Below are 14,593 nucleotides of genomic sequence, written 5' to 3'. Positions count from 1 at the left end.
CCCCGCCCGCCCGCCCGCCCCCCCCCCCCCCGCCCCCCCCCCCCCCCCCCCCCCCCCCCCCCCCCCCCCCCCCCCCCCCCCCCCCCCCCCCCCCCCCCCCCCCCCCCCCACCGCTCCGGCGGCGTGTCCCCGCGATCATGGCGCCGTGACCACGACACGCCGTCGGTCCGTGGTCAGCGCGCCATGATCGTCGGGACGGGCGGTGACGGGCGGGACGGCGTCAGCCCGTCGGCAGCAGGCCCCTCGCGGCGGCGACGGCGACGGCCTCGGTGCGGCTGCCGGCGCCGAGCTTGGCCAGGATGTTGCTCACGTGCACGCTGGCGGTCTTCTCGCTGATGTAGAGCTCGCTGCCGATCTGCCGGTTGGTGCGGCCGCGGGCGAGCAGGGCCAGCACCTCGGTCTCGCGCGGGGTGAACACCGCCGCCGTCTCCACCACCCGCCCGGTGCCGGGCAGCTCCAGCCGCGCCCGGCGGGCCAGTGCGGTGACCGCGTCCAGCAGCGGCGCGGCGCCCAGCTCGCGCGCGGTCCGCGCGGCGGCGGAGAGCGGCTCCAGCGCCGCCTCCCGGTCCCCGGCGGTGACCAGCGCCTCGGCCAGCCGCCACTGGCTGCGGGCCCGCTCGTACACGTGCCCGTAGCCGAACGCCTCGACGGCGGCCGCCCACAGCTCCGGCGACGGGCGCCCGGAAAGCCGCGCGGCCTCGGCCTCCACCCGGGCGACCCACGCCGCCGCCTCGACCCCGTGCGGGCCGATCAGCCGGGCGTGCGCATCCACCGCGGAGCGCGCGATCCCCACCAGCGACTCCCCCGCCGCCGTCCACTCCCGCTCCGCGGCGGCGTCCCCGGTCAGCCGGGCCGTGGCCGCGGCGTCGCCGACCGGCGCCAGCGCGGTCGCGGCGAGCCGGACGACGGCGAGGCGGTCGTCGCCCCACAGCCCGGTCAGCGTCTCCGTGGCCGACCGCGCGGTGGCCAGGGCGGTGGCCGGGTCACCGGCCCACGCGGCCAGGTCGATCTCCGCGCCGGCGGTGGCCAGGAGCAGCAGCACGTGCGCGTCAAGCCGGCCGACCAGGCCGCGCGCCCACGCGATCCGCTCCGCGGCGGCCGGGTCGCCGCGGCCGACCTGCACGAGCAGCCCGGCCGCCCGCACGTGCGCGGCCATCTCGGGCACCCGGGCCAGCCGGTCGGCCAGCGCCAGGCTGCCGTCCCAGTCGCCGACGACGTACCGCGAGACGACGCCGAGGTGGCGCAGCTCCGCGGCGTAGAAGGACCACTCGACACCGAGCTCCGCGGCCCGCGCCAGCGCGGTGTCGCTCCACCGCAGCGTCTCGCCCGAGCAGCCGGCCTCGTAGGCGACGATCGCCAGGTTGAACAGCACCCGCATCTCGACGTCGGGGTCCCCCGACCGGCGGGCGCGGGCCAGCGCCTCCTCCAGCCGCGCGGGCAGCTCCTCCCCGCCGCGCGAGCGGGCCAGCGACACCGCGACGTCGGCCCACGCGCCGTCGAGCCCCAGCGCGTCGGCCGCGGCCAGCGCCTCCTCGGCGGCGGCGTCGCCCTCGGCGCGGCGGCCCACGTCGTAGCAGACGCGGGCGTGCGTGGCCGCGGCCCAGGTGCGCACCGGCGACGGCGGGTCGGCCGGCACCAGCGCCATCGCCGCCGTGCTCTCCCGCAGCGCGGCGGCCTGCTCCTCGATGCGGCCCAGCGCCTGCGCCAGCGTCGAGTGCACCCGCGCACGCAGCTCCCGGTCGCCGTCCGGGCCGAGCAGGTCCTGCGCCGAGCGCAGCAGCGCGACCGCCCGGTGCAGCTCCCCGCCGCGGCGGGCGGCGGCCGCGGTGTCCAGCAGCAGCTCGGCCTGCGACCGCCCGGCCCGCGCCGCCGCGTCGGGCACCGCCGGCCACAGCGCCAGCACCGCCTCGAGGTGCTGCAGCTGCTCGGCCGGCGCCGCCAGCCGCCGCGCCTCGTCGGCGGCGTCCAGGGAGGCCGACAGGGCGCCGGCCAGGTCGTTGCTCTCCCGCAGGTGGTGCGCCCGCTCGGCGGCGGTGCCCGCCCCCGGGACGCCGGCCAGGTGCGCGGCGACCGCGGCGTGCAGCCGGACCCGCTCGCCGGGCAGCAGGTCGGCCAGCACCGCCTCGCGCACCAGGGCGTGCCGGAACCGGTAGGCGCCGTCGGGGTCGACGACGAGCAGGTGCGAGTGCACCGCCTCGCCCAGCGCCGCCTCCAGGTCGGCCGGCGCCAGCCCGCCCACCGCGGCCACCAGCTCGTGCCGCACCCGCCGGCCGGCGACCGCGGCCACCCGCAGCACCTGCTGCCCGGCCGGGGTCAGCTGCTCCACCCGGGCCAGCAGCACGTCGGTGAGCAGCAGGGGCAGCGACTCCCCCGCGAGCCCCGCGGCCAGCAGCTCCTCGGCGTAGAACGCGTTGCCCTCCGCGCGGGCGACGACGTCGTCGACGGTGCGATCGGGCACGCCCGCGGCCAGCCCGCGCACCAGCTGCTCGACGTCGGCGTCGGGCAGCGGGCCGAGGTCCAGCCGCTCGACGCCGGGCAGCCGGACCAGCTCGGCGAGCAGCGGCCGCAGCGGGTGGCGGCGGTGCAGGTCGTCGGAGCGGTAGGAGGCGACGACGGCGACCGGCTCGCCGGTCAGCCGGGCCAGCAGGTAGCGGACCAGGTCGCGGCTGGAGTGGTCGGCCCAGTGCAGGTCCTCGAGCACCACCAGCAGCGGGGTGTCGGCGGCCAGCCCGGACAGCGCGGTGGCGACCGCCTCGAACAGCTGCAGCCGGCCGTCGTCGACCGGCGGGCGCAGCGCGCGGACCGGGCTGCCCAGGTCGGCCGCCTCGGGCTCGCGGGCGGCGGCCGAGCGGGCGGCGAACAGCGCGGCGGCCCCGTCGCCGAGCTCGTCGGCGACGGGGCGCAGCAGGTCGACGAAGGGCAGGTAGGGCAGGCCGACCTCGCCGAGGTCGACGCAGTGCCCGGTGAGCACCCGCAGGCCGCGGGCGGCCGCGCGTCCCGTCAGCTCGTCGAGCAGGCGGGACTTGCCGACGCCGGCGTCCCCGGCCACCAGCACGGCCGCGCCGCGGCCGGCGACCGCCCGGTCGACGGCGGACAGGAGGGTGGCCAGCTCCGCCGTCCGCCCCACCAGGGGCCGCTCGTCCCACCGCGCCACGTCGGCGATCGTGGCACGGACCCCCGACGGGACGGCCGCCAGCGGCCCCCTCCGGGGCACCGCCCCGAGCTCGCGAGAGGTGGGGAGGAGGGGGTCCTCCTTCAGCGGGACCGCCGGGAGCGCCACGGCCCGCGGCGGGTGCGGGTGCCGCGGCCGAGCTCCCGCAGCACCTCGCGGCGGTAGGCGAGCTCGGCCTCGAGTCCGGGGTTGGGGTGGATGTTCACGATGGGCTCCTCAGGTCCGTGTCCGTGTACCTGTCCGGTGGGGACGGCGACCACGGTCGTGCTGAGGTGGCGGGGCGGGCATCGGGCGACCGGGCAGTCCTCCCCCACCTCGGGCGTCTGAGGTCCCCTCAGACGCAGCCGGCGCGCGCCTGAGGGGCCGGGCGGCGAGGCTGGGCGCATGGCCGACCTCCGCCCGACCGTCTTCGTCCTGTTCGGCGCCACCGGCGACCTGGCCGCGCGCATGGTGCTGCCGGCCTTCGACGTCCTGCAGCGCCGCGGGCTGCTCCCGCCGGACTGGCGGATCGTCGGCAGCGGCCGCGGCGAGCGCTCCGACGACGAGTTCCGCGACCTGGTCCGGGACGCGCTGGCCGACCACGGCGACGGGGAGCCCGCCGAGGGGCTGCCCGAGCGGCTGCGCTTCGCCGGCGGCGGCTTCGCCCCGGACGACCCCGGGCAGCTGCCCGACGCCGTGGCCCGCGCCCGCGAGGAGCTCGGCGACGACGTCCAGCTCGTGCACTACCTCGCCGTCCCGCCCGAGGCGTTCGGCGGCATCACGCGGGCCCTGGACGCCCACGGCCTGGCCGACGGCGCCCGCGTCGTCTACGAGAAGCCCTACGGCACCTCCCCCGACGGGTTCCGCGAGCTCGACGAGCTGGTGCACGCGGTGCTCGCCGAGGAGCAGGTCTTCCGCATCGACCACTTCCTCGGCAAGGAGGCCACCCAGGACCTGCACGTGCTGCGCTTCGCCAACGGGCTGTTCTCCTCGGTGTGGAGCCGGGAGCACGTGGCGCAGGTGCAGGTCGACGTCCCCGAGACCCTCGACGTCGCCGACCGCGCCGAGTTCTACGACGCCACCGGCGCCACCCTGGACATGCTGGTCACCCACCTGTTCCAGGTGGCCGCCGAGGTGGCGATGGAGCCGCCGGTGTCGCTGGCGCCGGGCGACCTGCAGGAGGCCCGCGAGGCGGTGCTCGCGGCGTTCCGGCCGCTGACCCGCGAGGACGTCGTCCTGGGGCAGTTCACCGGCTACCGGGACCTCGACGACGTCGCCGACGACAGCGCCACCGACACCTTCGTCGCGGCGCGGCTGTGGATCGACACCGACCGCTGGCACGGCGTCCCGTTCCTGCTGCGCACCGGCAAGCGGCTGGCCGCGGACGAGCAGCGGGTGACGCTGGTGCTGCGCCGGCCCGACGGCCCGGTCGGCGCGGTGCCCGGCGGCGGGAACACCGTGTCGCTGTCGCTGTCGGGCGCCGGCGCGCTGGACCTCGGGCTGGTGGCCAAGCGCCCGGGGCCGGAGCTGGAGCTGGCGGTGGCGGAGTCCTCGCTGGACCTGGGCGCGGTGCCCGAGGGCGACCCGCTGCCGCCCTACGCCACGCTGCTCTACGACGTCCTGGTGGGCGACCGGTCGCTGTTCACCACGAGCAGCGGGCTGGCGCGGGCGTGGCGGGCGGTCGCGCCGGTGCTCGCGGACCGGCCGGAGGTGCGCCCCTACGAGCCGGGCTCCTGGGGGCCCGCGGAGGCGGCGGCGCTGGCCGACCCGTGCGGCTGGGCGCTGGGGAGCTGAGGAGCTGAGGAGGAGGGTCCGGACCGGGCTCTGGTCGCCTCGCGGCGAGAAGCACGACGCGGCTCCAGACCCCCGGCCGAGGCCGGGGCGGTGGTCCGCGAAGGCGGTATCCAATTGGCACCCGGGGACACAGATCGCCCGGTCCGGACACCACCGACGGTACCCCGCTCCCGGCCGCGACACGCGCGGGTCAGCCGAATCCGCGGGAGTCCTGCTTGAGCGCGGTGTCGACGGTGAGCGCCGAGGCCAGCACCAGGCTCGCCAGCGGCTCGGGCAGCCGGGCGTGCACCCGCACGACGTAGCGGTCGGCGGTGGTGAACAGCGTGCGCGCCAGGCCCTCCCACGTCTTGGTGATGCGGGCGACCTCGTTGCCCGGGGAGTCGGTGATGGAGAAGTCCCAGGCCCGCCAGTTCTCCGCCTGGATCGCGCCGGCGAGCTGACCGCCCACCACCAGGTCGAAGCGGATCCGGCCGAACACGTTGGCCTGCACGATCTCCCCCACCGGCGCGCCCTCGGGCGTCTCGACGACGACCCGCGACTTGACCAGCTTCGCCGGGCGGGTGAGGACGAGGACCGGCCCGTACGCGTCGCGCACCTCGAGGCGGTGGGTGAGGTACTGGTCGAGGCTGCTCACGAAGCGGACGACCTTCTTGGCCGCCGACTGCCCGACCTCGACGACGGCGCCGATCTGCGTGCCGTTGCCGTCGAGGACGGCGTACTCGTTGGTGAGCTCGACCAGCTTGGTCTTCTGGTTGACCAGCAGCACCGGCTGGTCGTGCAGCACCGAGCGGCGCGGCCGGGCGCCGTGGTGCTGCGGCTGCGCGCCGTACGGCTGCTGGGCCGGCGGGACCGGCTGCGGGGCCGGCTGCTGGACGTGCTCGGTCCACGTCCGGCCGTCCCACCAGCGGGAACCGCCGCTGCCGGCGGGGTGGGGGTACCAGCCGGGCGGCGGGAGGGGCTGTGTCACGGCGGCGACGGTAACCGCCGCGACCGTGCGTGCGTGCCAGACTGCCGGGCCGTGACCGACCTGAGCCGTGCCGAGGCCGCCGTCCTGGACGCCGTCGACGAGGCCGCCGCGGTGGCCCTGCTGTGCCGCCTGGTCGCCGTCCCCTCGGTGGGCGGCACCGCGGCCGAGAGCGAGGCGCAGGCCCTGGTCGCCGGCGAGCTCGACGCGCTGGGCTGCGACGTCGACCACTGGGCGATCGACCTCGCGGCGGCCGCCGCCGCGCCGGACGCGCCCGGCCAGGAGGTCGAGCGCGACGAGGCGTGGGGCGTCGTCGGCACGCTGCCCGGTGCCGACGACGGCACCCCGGCGCTGGTGCTGTGCGGGCACACCGACGTCGTCCCGACCGGCGACCGCGCGCTGTGGGCCGGCGACCCGTTCACCCCGCGGCTGGACGGCGGCGCGCTGCACGGCCGCGGCGCCTGCGACATGAAGGGCGGCCTCGTCTCGGCGCTCGCCGCGCTGGCCGGGATCCGCGCCGCGGGCGTGCGCCTGCGCCGGCCGGTGGCGCTGCACAGCGTCGTCGGCGAGGAGGACGGCGGCCTGGGCGCGTGGGCCACCCTGGCCCGCGGGCACCGCGGCGACGCCTGCGTCATCCCGGAGCCCACCGACGGCGCCGTGGTCACCGCCGCGGCCGGCGCGCTGACCTTCCGGCTGGAGGTGACCGGCCACGCGGCGCACGCCGCGGTGCGCGACCGCGGGGTGAGCGCGGTGGAACTGTTCGCCGAGGTGCACGCCGACCTGCGCGCGTTCGAGGCGGAGCGGCAGCGCGACGCCGACCCCCGCTTCGACGGCGAGCGGTACCCGTTCGGGCTGTCGATCGGCACGGTCCGCGCCGGCGACTGGGCCTCCAGCGTGCCCGACCGGCTGGTCGCCGAGGGCCGCTACGGCGTGCGGCTGGGCGAGCCGGTCGCGGCGGCCCGCGCGGCGTTCGAGCAGCGGGTGGCGGAGTTCTGCGCCGGGCACCCGTGGCTGGCCGCGCACCCGGTGCGGGTCACCTGGACCGGCGGCACGTTCGCCAGCGGGCAGCTGCCGCCGGGGCACGAGCTGCTCGGCCAGGTGCGGGGCGCGGTCCTCGACGCGGTCGGGGCGCCACCGCCGGAGCGGGCGGTCGCGGCCGGCACGGACCTGCGGCTGTACGCGGCCGCGGGGGTCCCCGCGCTGCACCTGGGCCCCGGCGACCTGCACCTCGCGCACGGCCCGGCCGAGCGGGTGCCGGTGGCCGAGGTGACCGCCGTGGCCCGCGCGCTGGCGCTGCTCACCCTGCGCCGCTGCGGGGTCGCGTGATCGCCTACGGGGACTTCGCGGCCCTGACCGGGGACTCCCCCGCAGCGCGCGACGAGTGGGCCGCCCTCGTCGCCGCGTGGAGCGAGCCGCACCGCCGCTACCACGACCTGCACCACCTGGCCGCCGTCCTCGGGCTGGTCGACACGCTGGGCGCGGCCGCGGACGACCCGGCCGCCGTCGCGCTGGCCGCCTGGTACCACGACGCCGTCTACGACCCCCGCCGCGACGACAACGAGCGGGCCAGCGCCGAGCGGGCGCGGGCGGGCCTGACCGGCCTGGTGCCGCCGGCGCGCCTGGACGAAGTGGTCCGGCTGGTGCTGCTGACCGCCGGCCACGACGCGGCCGACGGCGACGCGAACGGCGCCGTCCTGTGCGACGCCGACCTCGCCGTCCTCGCCGGGCCGCCCGAGGCGTACGCCGCCTACGCGTCGGCCGTCCGCGAGGAGTACGGGCACCTGCCCGACGAGGTGTTCACCGCCGGGCGGATCGCCGTCCTGGAGTCCCTGCTCGCGCTGCCGGCGCTCTACCGGCTGCCGGCGACGCGGGAGTGGGAGCCGCGGGCGCGGGCCAACCTCGCCGCCGAGCTCACCCTGCTGCGCGGTCGCGCTTCCTGACCCGCAGGCCCGCGGCCGTCAGCCGGGCGAGCAGCTCGCGCGCCCCGACCGGCTCGGCGCCGGCGGCCACCGCGACGTCGTAGAGGTCCTCCGGGACGTCGTAGTGGTCGCCCTGGAACGCCCGGCGCGGGATGCCGAGCTCGGCGGCGACGAAGGCGTGCAGCTCGTCGTGGGACACGTCGCTGACCAGGTGCGACCAGCGGCGGCCGCGCCACGGCCAGACGGGACTGTCGATCAGCACGGCCACGGGGTGCAGTCTGCCCGGCGACTAGCGTCGTCGCCGTGAGCGAGCAGATCCGCTGGGGCATCGTCGGGCCGGGACGCATCGCGCAGAGCGTGATGGGCGACTTCGCGCACGTGGACGGGGCGCGGGCGGTGGCCGTGGCGTCCCGCTCGGCCGACCGCGCGCAGGCGTTCGCGCGGCAGCACGGGCTGGAGCGCGCGTACGGCTCCTACGCCGAGCTCCTCGCCGACCCCGACGTCGACGTCCTCTACGTCGCCACGCCGCACCCGCAGCACCACGCGATCGCGCTCGCCGCCATCGGGGCCGGCAAGGCGCTGCTGGTGGAGAAGGCGTTCACCGCCACGACCGCCGGCGCGCAGGAGGTGGTGACGGCGGCCCGCGAGGCCGGCGTCTTCGTCATGGAGGCGATGTGGACGCGGTTCCAGCCGGCGGTCGTCCGCATCCGGGAGCTGATCGCCGACGGCGCCATCGGCGAGGTGCGCTCGGTGCAGGCCGACCTCGGCGTCGACCGCGCCTACGACCCCGCCGACCGGCTGTTCGCCCTCGAGCTCGGCGGCGGCGCGCTGCTCGACCTCGGCGTCTACGTCGTCTCCTTCGCCCAGATGCTGCTGGGCACCCCCGACACCGTCACCGCCGCCGGGTCCACCTACCCCACCGGCGCCGACGCCGAGGCGGCGCTGCTGCTCGGCTGGGAGGACGGCCGCTCGGCCACGCTGACCACCTCCCTGCGCTACCCGACGCCGGGTCAGGCGCGGGTGTTCGGCACCGGCGGCTGGATCGACGTCCTCCCCCGGTTCCACCACCCGGCCACGATCGTGCTGCACCGCACCGGCGCCGAGCCCGAGGAGATCACCCGCCCCGCGGACGGGGTCGGGTACTCGCACGAGCTCGCCGAGGTCACCCGCTGCCTGCAGGAGGGGCGCACGGAGTCCGCGGTCATGCCGCTGGCCGACACCCTCGCCGTGCAGGAGATCCTGGGCCGCGCCGCCGAGCAGCTCGGCGTGCGGCACCGCGAGGACCCGCACGTCCTCGGCTGATCAGGCGGCGGCCCAGGCCGCGCCGGTCGCCTCGTCCGGCGTCGGCACCCGGATGGGCGTGCGGCCCGCCCGGCGGACGGCGCCGGCCAGGGTGACCGCGTCGACGACGGCGGCGCCGCCCGGGTCGTTGTTCAGGTAGACGAACACGTCCTCGTCGTCGGCGTACGCCTCCGCCAGGCGCTGCGCCCACTGCTCGAGCACCGCCGGCGGGTAGGCCCAGCCCTCGGCGCCGGTGTGCAGCCGCAGGTAGCCCCAGCCGGTGGTGCGCCACAGCGGCGTCACCGGCCGCTCGGCGCGGTCGGCCCAGCACAGCGCGGCGCCGTAGCGCTCCAGCAGCGCCCGGACCTCGTCGGTCCACCAGCTGGCGTGGCGGGGCTCCACCGCGACCCGCAGGCCGGGCGGGAAGCAGGCCAGGCAGTCGCGCAGCAGCCCGGCGTCCGCCTTCAGCGTGGGCGGCAGCTGCAGCAGGACGACGTCGAGGCGGTCGCCGAGGCCCGCGGCGTGCTCCACCAGCCGGGCCACCGGCTCCTCGGGCTCGCGCAACCGCCGGACGTGGGTGAGGAAGCGGCTGGCCTTGACCGCCCAGCGGTAGTCGGGCGGGGTGCGCTCGCGCCACGCGGCGAAGGTGTCCCGCTCGGGCAGCCGGTAGAACGCGGCGTTGCTCTCGACGGTGGCGAAGTGCCGGGCGTGGTGCTCCAGCCACAGCCGCTGCGGCAGGCGCTGCGGGTAGAAGCGACCGCGCCAGTCGCGGTACTGCCACCCCGAGGTCCCGATCACCACGGTCACGACGTCGGCCTACCCTGCGCGGCCATGGCCGACGCACCCGCCCGCTTCAAGGACCTCTGCATCGACGCCCGCGACCACCAGGCCCTGGCCGACTGGTGGTGCGCCGCCCTGGGCTACGTCCGCCGCGACACCCTGCCCGACGGCACGCCGCGCGAGCGCGACTGGCCGGTACCGATCGAGGACCCCACCGGCGCCGGGCCGCTGATCTGGCTCAACCCGGTGCCCGAGGAGAAGGTGGTCGAGAACCGCGTGCACCTCGACGTCGTCGGCGACTCCGCGGCGCTGCAGACCGCCGGCGCCACCGTGGTGCGGGCCTCGGACGCCCGGCCGGGCCAGGAGGTCGACGAGGACGCCGGCGAGATCGGCTGGGAGGTCCTCGCCGACCCCGAGGGCAACGAGTTCTGCTGCTTCCCGCCGCCGCGGGGCTGACCCACCGCCGGCGCCCGAGGAGATCCCGGGGCTCGGGGTCGAACACACGCTGGACGCCCTCTCCCGGCGGCGGGAGAGGGCGCCCAGCGTGTGTTCGGCCTCCCGAACGCCGACAGGGGCGGCCCCGCGCGATGCGGGACCGCCCCTGCCGGGCGTTGCTGGTGTTACGGGAGGGCGGGACTCAGAAGTCCATGCCGCCCATGCCGCCGTCGCCACCGGGCATGGCCGGGGCGGCCTTCTCCGGCTTGTCGGCGATGACGGCCTCGGTGGTGAGGAAGAGCGCCGCGATGGAGGCGGCGTTCTGCAGCGCCGAGCGGGTGACCTTGGCCGGGTCGATGATGCCGGCCGCGACCAGGTCCACGTACTCGCCGGTGGCGGCGTTGAGGCCGTGGCCCACCTCGGAGTTGCGCACCTTCTCCGCCACGACGCCGCCCTCGAGGCCGGCGTTGACGGCGATCTGCTTCAGCGGCGCCTCGAGCGCGACGCGCACGATGTTGGCGCCGGTCGCCTCGTCACCCTCAAGGTCGAGCTTCTCGAACGCGACGGCGGTGGCCTGCGCCAGGGCGACGCCACCACCGGCGACGATGCCCTCCTCGACGGCGGCCTTGGCGTTGCGCACCGCGTCCTCGATGCGGTGCTTGCGCTCCTTGAGCTCGACCTCCGTCGCGGCGCCGGCCTTGATGACGGCGACGCCACCGGCCAGCTTGGCCAGGCGCTCCTGGAGCTTCTCGCGGTCGTAGTCGGAGTCCGACTTCTCGATCTCGGCGCGGATCTGGTTCACCCGGCCGGCGATCTGGTCGCTGTCACCGGCGCCCTCGACGATCGTCGTCTCGTCCTTGGTGACGACGACCTTGCGGGCGCGGCCCAGCAGGGAGACGTCGGCGGTGTCGAGCTTGAGGCCGACCTCCTCGCTGATGACCTGGCCACCGGTGAGGATGGCGATGTCGGTCAGCATGGCCTTGCGGCGGTCACCGAAGCCGGGGGCCTTGACGGCCAGCGACTTGAAGGTGCCGCGGATCTTGTTCACGACCAGGGTCGCGAGGGCCTCGCCCTCGACGTCCTCGGCGATGATGGCCAGCGGCTTGCCCGACTGCATGACCTTCTCCAGCAGCGGGAGCAGGTCCTTGACCGAGCTGATCTTCGAGTTGACGACGAGCACGTACGGGTCGTCGAGGACGGCCTCCATGCGCTCGGCGTCGGTGACGAAGTAGGGCGAGATGTAGCCCTTGTCGAAGCGCATGCCCTCGGTGAGCTCGAGCTCGAGGCCGAAGGTGTTGCTCTCCTCGACGGTGATGACGCCTTCCTTGCCGACCTTGTCCATCGCCTCGGCGATGAGCTCGCCGATGGCCGGGTCGGCGGCGGAGATCGACGCGGTGGCGGCGATCTGCTCCTTGGTCTCGACGTCCTTGGCGGTCGAGAGGAGGTACTCGGTGACCGAGGCGACGGCCTTCTCGATGCCCTTCTTCAGGGCCATCGGGTTGGCGCCGGCGGCGACGTTGCGCAGACCCTCGCGGACGAGCGCCTGGGCCAGCACGGTGGCGGTGGTGGTGCCGTCACCCGCGACGTCGTCGGTCTTCTTCGCGACCTCCTTGACCAGCTCGGCGCCGATCTTCTCCCAGGGGTCCTCGAGCTCGATCTCCTTGGCGATGCTCACACCGTCGTTGGTGATGGTGGGAGCGCCCCACTTCTTCTCGAGGACGACGTTGCGGCCCTTGGGGCCGAGCGTCACCTTGACGGCGTCGGCGAGGGTGTTCATGCCCCGCTCGAGGCCGCGGCGCGCCTCTTCCTCGAAGGCGATCATCTTGGCCATGTGGTGATGTCCTCCATGCATGGATCGCTGCACGGCCGGGACCGGCGCCCGCGACGGACGACACCGGCGCGGCGGGCTCCCATGTGGCCCGCGCTCCTGTGCCTCACCGTTCCGACCTGATTGGCACTCGGCACTGTCGAGTGCCAACCGGAAGTCTGGCACTCGCCCCTGCCGAGTGCAAGAACGGGGGGTGGGTGGCGCCTGTTCCCGGGCGGGTCAGTCGGCCAGGCGCGCCAGGACGGCGGTGTACGCCGCGCCGAACAGCAGCAGGGGCACCAGCCAGACCCGGCCGTAGCCGGAGAACCCGAGCACGGTCACCCACGCCCAGCCGCTTTCGAGGTGGGAGGCCGACAGCCCGGGCGCCGGCCAGGCCCACGGCAGGACCGCCCAGCACGCGGTGCCCGCCAGCCAGTACGCGAGCCGGCCTGGCCGCCGCGGCCCGACGGTGCGCGCCACCACCACGACGACGAGCAGCGCGAGCACCCGGGTCGCCACGGGGACCGCGGGCGACGGGCCGGTCCAGCGGCCGGCGGCGTCCTGGCCGCCGCTGCGCACCCCCGCGACGTGGAGGACCCCGGAGACCGCCGCCAGCAGGACGAGGACCACGGCGTGGGCGGCCGGCAGCGACGGCGCCCGGCTCACCGGCGGCGGCCCGGGAACGGCTGCGGCCCGGCTCCCGCGGAGGGAGCCGGGCCGCAGCACGGGGGTACGGAGGGGGCTCAGGCGACGCGGACGCCGTCGGCCTGGGGGCCCTTCTCACCCTGGACGACCTCGAAGGTCACCCGCTGGCCCTCGTCGAGGCTCTTGTAGCCGTCCATCTGGATGGCCGAGTAGTGGACGAAGACGTCCTGGCCGCCGTCGACGGCGATGAAGCCGAAGCCCTTCTCGGCGTTGAACCACTTCACGGTGCCCTGTGCCACGTGCGCTCCCACGGTCGTGCGTGCGGACGGCCCCCGTGATCCGGGGACCGGGATCCAGCTCTTCCGCCCGTCGGACACGTGCGTGGAACTGACCGCGCGAGACGGTACAACAGGCACGCCGCCGTGGGGAGATCCTGGACACACGACTCGGGGACGATCGGGCGGGATGTCACCCGCCGGATCGACGCCGGCGAGCCTACGCCCCCCGCCGGGGGCTCAGCCGATGAGCCCCGCGGACCGGACCGACCGCAGCGACGGCTCCACGCGGTGCGTCGGGCCGACCACCGGCAGCAGCGGGTCGAGGGTCTTGAGGCCCTCGCCGGTGTTGAGGACGACGGTCTCCCGGCTCGGGTCCAGCCGCCCGTCCTCGACCAGCTGCCGCAGCACCGCCACGGTCACGCCCCCGGCGGTCTCGGCGAAGACGCCGGTGGTGCGGGCGAGGTCGCGGATGCCCTGGACGATCTGCTCGTCGCCGACCCGGCCGACGGCGCCGCCGGTGCGGCGGATCGCGTCGAGCGCGTACGGGCCGTCGGCCGGGTTGCCGATGTTCAGCGACTTCGCGATCCCGGTGGGCTTGACCGGCTTGACGACGTCCCAGCCGTTGTCGAAGGCGGTGGCGATCGGGTCGCAGCCGGCGGACTGGGCGCCGAAGACCCGCCACTCGGTGTCCGCGACGATCCCGGCCCTGACCAGCTCCCGCCAGGCCTTGTCCACCTTGGTGAGCAGCGAGCCCGAGGCCATGGGGATGACCACCTGGGCCGGGATCCGCCAGCCGAGCTGCTCGGCGATCTCGTAGCCCATCGTCTTGGAGCCCTCGGCGTAGTAGGGCCGCACGTTCTGGTTGACGAAGGCGGTGTCCTCGAACTCGTCGGTCTCGGCGAGCTCGCTGGTCAGCCGGTTGACGTCGTCGTAGGAGCCGTCGACGGCGACCAGCGTCTGGCCGTAGACCGCCGACTGCACGACCTTGCCCGGCTCCAGGTCGGACGGGATGAACACGAACGACGGCAGGCCGGCGCGGGCGGCGTGCGCGGCCACCGAGTTGGCCAGGTTGCCCGTCGAGGCCGCGGCGATCTTGCGGTAGCCCAGCCCCTTCGCGGCGGTGGCCGCGAGGCTCACCACGCGGTCCTTGAACGAGTGGGTGGGGTTGGCCGAGTCGTCCTTGACCCACAGCCCGCCGGTGATGCCGAGCTCGGCGGCGAGCCGGTCGGCGCGGACCAGCGGGGTCATGCCCGGGTCGAGGGAGACGCGGTCGGCCGGGTCCTGGCCCACCGGCAGCAGCGCGGCGTAGCGCCAGATGTTCTGCGGGCCGGCCTCGATCTGCTCGCGGGTGACCTGCCGCATGAGCTCGGGGTCGTAGTCGACCTCGAGCGGGCCGAAGCACTGGGCGCAGGCGTGCTCGGCGATGAGGCCGAAGGTGGCGCCGCAGTTGCGACAGACGAGGCCGCGGGCGGGGCTGGGCGGAACGGGGCCGCCGGCAGCGGAGTCGGCCTGCAGAGAACCGGGAGCGGTCAGGGTCAT

The 14,593-nt window shown here is 76.3% G+C and carries 14 protein-coding genes; 5 read left to right on the top strand and 9 right to left on the bottom strand.

Annotated features, from left to right (window positions below):
- Positions 1 to 220: 220 nt before the first annotated feature.
- Together ACI8AR_RS22505 and ACI8AR_RS22500 are read right to left on the bottom strand one after the other, a co-directional pair.
- Complete coding sequence (locus ACI8AR_RS22505; RefSeq protein ID WP_457052972.1) at positions 221 to 3,154, bottom strand: helix-turn-helix transcriptional regulator; 2,934 nt, start codon at positions 3,152 to 3,154, stop codon at positions 221 to 223.
- 101 nt (positions 3,155 to 3,255) lie between these two features.
- Positions 3,256 to 3,378, bottom strand: coding sequence for a hypothetical protein (locus ACI8AR_RS22500; RefSeq protein ID WP_457052971.1), 123 nt, complete (start codon positions 3,376 to 3,378; stop codon positions 3,256 to 3,258).
- 178 nt (positions 3,379 to 3,556) lie between these two features.
- Between ACI8AR_RS22500 and ACI8AR_RS22495 the strand changes: the two genes are divergently transcribed.
- A complete protein-coding gene (locus ACI8AR_RS22495; protein WP_457052970.1) occupies positions 3,557 to 4,945 on the top strand; it encodes a glucose-6-phosphate dehydrogenase in 1,389 nt (462 codons plus the stop codon).
- 190 nt (positions 4,946 to 5,135) lie between these two features.
- Here ACI8AR_RS22495 and ACI8AR_RS22490 read toward each other — a convergent pair whose 3' ends face one another.
- Entirely contained in the window at positions 5,136 to 5,912 is a 777-nt protein-coding gene (locus tag ACI8AR_RS22490; RefSeq protein WP_457052969.1) for a phospholipid scramblase-related protein, read from the bottom strand.
- Positions 5,913 to 5,963: 51 nt separating this feature from the next.
- On the opposite strand from ACI8AR_RS22490, the gene ACI8AR_RS22485 reads away from it, so the two are divergent.
- Positions 5,964 to 7,235: an ArgE/DapE family deacylase gene (locus ACI8AR_RS22485; protein WP_457052968.1), complete on the top strand. Its 1,272-nt coding sequence runs from the start codon at positions 5,964 to 5,966 to the stop codon at positions 7,233 to 7,235.
- Complete coding sequence (locus tag ACI8AR_RS22480) at positions 7,232 to 7,849, top strand: HD domain-containing protein (RefSeq protein WP_457052967.1); 618 nt, start codon at positions 7,232 to 7,234, stop codon at positions 7,847 to 7,849. The genes ACI8AR_RS22485 and ACI8AR_RS22480 overlap by 4 nt, the downstream gene beginning before the upstream one ends.
- On the opposite strand, the gene ACI8AR_RS22475 is transcribed toward ACI8AR_RS22480, so the two are convergent.
- Positions 7,821 to 8,096 carry a DUF4031 domain-containing protein gene (locus ACI8AR_RS22475; protein WP_387988030.1) on the bottom strand — a complete coding sequence of 92 codons (276 nt, stop codon included), beginning with the start codon at positions 8,094 to 8,096 and terminating at the stop codon, positions 7,821 to 7,823. The genes ACI8AR_RS22480 and ACI8AR_RS22475 overlap by 29 nt on opposite strands.
- A 35-nt stretch (positions 8,097 to 8,131) precedes the next feature.
- On the opposite strand from ACI8AR_RS22475, the gene ACI8AR_RS22470 reads away from it, so the two are divergent.
- Positions 8,132 to 9,130: a Gfo/Idh/MocA family protein gene (locus ACI8AR_RS22470; RefSeq protein WP_457052966.1), complete on the top strand. Its 999-nt coding sequence runs from the start codon at positions 8,132 to 8,134 to the stop codon at positions 9,128 to 9,130.
- Here the strand turns inward: ACI8AR_RS22470 and ACI8AR_RS22465 are convergent, their stop codons facing one another.
- Positions 9,131 to 9,916, bottom strand: a complete 786-nt coding sequence (locus ACI8AR_RS22465; protein WP_457052965.1) for a DUF72 domain-containing protein — start codon at positions 9,914 to 9,916, stop codon at positions 9,131 to 9,133.
- A 24-nt stretch (positions 9,917 to 9,940) separates the two neighbouring features.
- Here ACI8AR_RS22465 and ACI8AR_RS22460 point away from each other — a divergent pair, with 24 nt between their 5' ends.
- Entirely contained in the window at positions 9,941 to 10,345 is a 405-nt protein-coding gene (locus tag ACI8AR_RS22460) for a VOC family protein (RefSeq protein ID WP_457052964.1), read from the top strand.
- A 181-nt stretch (positions 10,346 to 10,526) separates the two neighbouring features.
- On the opposite strand, the gene groL is transcribed toward ACI8AR_RS22460, so the two are convergent.
- The 4 genes from groL to thrC all read right to left on the bottom strand — a co-directional run bounded on the left by groL (position 10,527) and on the right by thrC (position 14,593).
- Positions 10,527 to 12,155 carry a chaperonin GroEL gene (gene groL, locus ACI8AR_RS22455; protein WP_456928052.1) on the bottom strand — a complete coding sequence of 543 codons (1,629 nt, stop codon included), beginning with the start codon at positions 12,153 to 12,155 and terminating at the stop codon, positions 10,527 to 10,529.
- A gap of 216 nt (positions 12,156 to 12,371) precedes the next feature.
- Positions 12,372 to 12,797 carry a hypothetical protein gene (locus ACI8AR_RS22450; RefSeq protein WP_457052963.1) on the bottom strand — a complete coding sequence of 142 codons (426 nt, stop codon included), beginning with the start codon at positions 12,795 to 12,797 and terminating at the stop codon, positions 12,372 to 12,374.
- A gap of 77 nt (positions 12,798 to 12,874) precedes the next feature.
- Positions 12,875 to 13,075 (bottom strand): cold-shock protein, encoded by a 201-nt coding sequence (locus tag ACI8AR_RS22445; RefSeq protein ID WP_089405184.1) that lies wholly within the window; start codon positions 13,073 to 13,075, stop codon positions 12,875 to 12,877.
- Between the two features lie 216 nt (positions 13,076 to 13,291).
- Positions 13,292 to 14,593, bottom strand: a complete 1,302-nt coding sequence (gene thrC, locus ACI8AR_RS22440) for a threonine synthase (RefSeq protein ID WP_456928050.1) — start codon at positions 14,591 to 14,593, stop codon at positions 13,292 to 13,294.

Source organism: Geodermatophilus sp. SYSU D01036, assembly GCF_054050435.1.
The sequence above is the reverse complement of the archived record's forward strand: the minus strand, read 5'-3'. Positions and strand labels throughout refer to the sequence as shown.

Bases quoted from the DNA above. Each gene is read 5' to 3' on its own strand.
- ACI8AR_RS22495 (WP_457052970.1), top strand. From the start codon at position 3,557: ATGGCCGACCTCCGCCCGACCGTCTTCGTCCTGTTCGGCGCCACCGGC.
- ACI8AR_RS22460 (WP_457052964.1), top strand. From the start codon at position 9,941: ATGGCCGACGCACCCGCCCGCTTCAAGGACCTCTGCATCGACGCCCGC.
- groL (WP_456928052.1), bottom strand. From the start codon at position 12,155: ATGGCCAAGATGATCGCCTTCGAGGAAGAGGCGCGCCGCGGCCTCGAG.
- thrC (WP_456928050.1), bottom strand. From the start codon at position 14,593: ATGACCCTGACCGCTCCCGGTTCTCTGCAGGCCGACTCCGCTGCCGGC.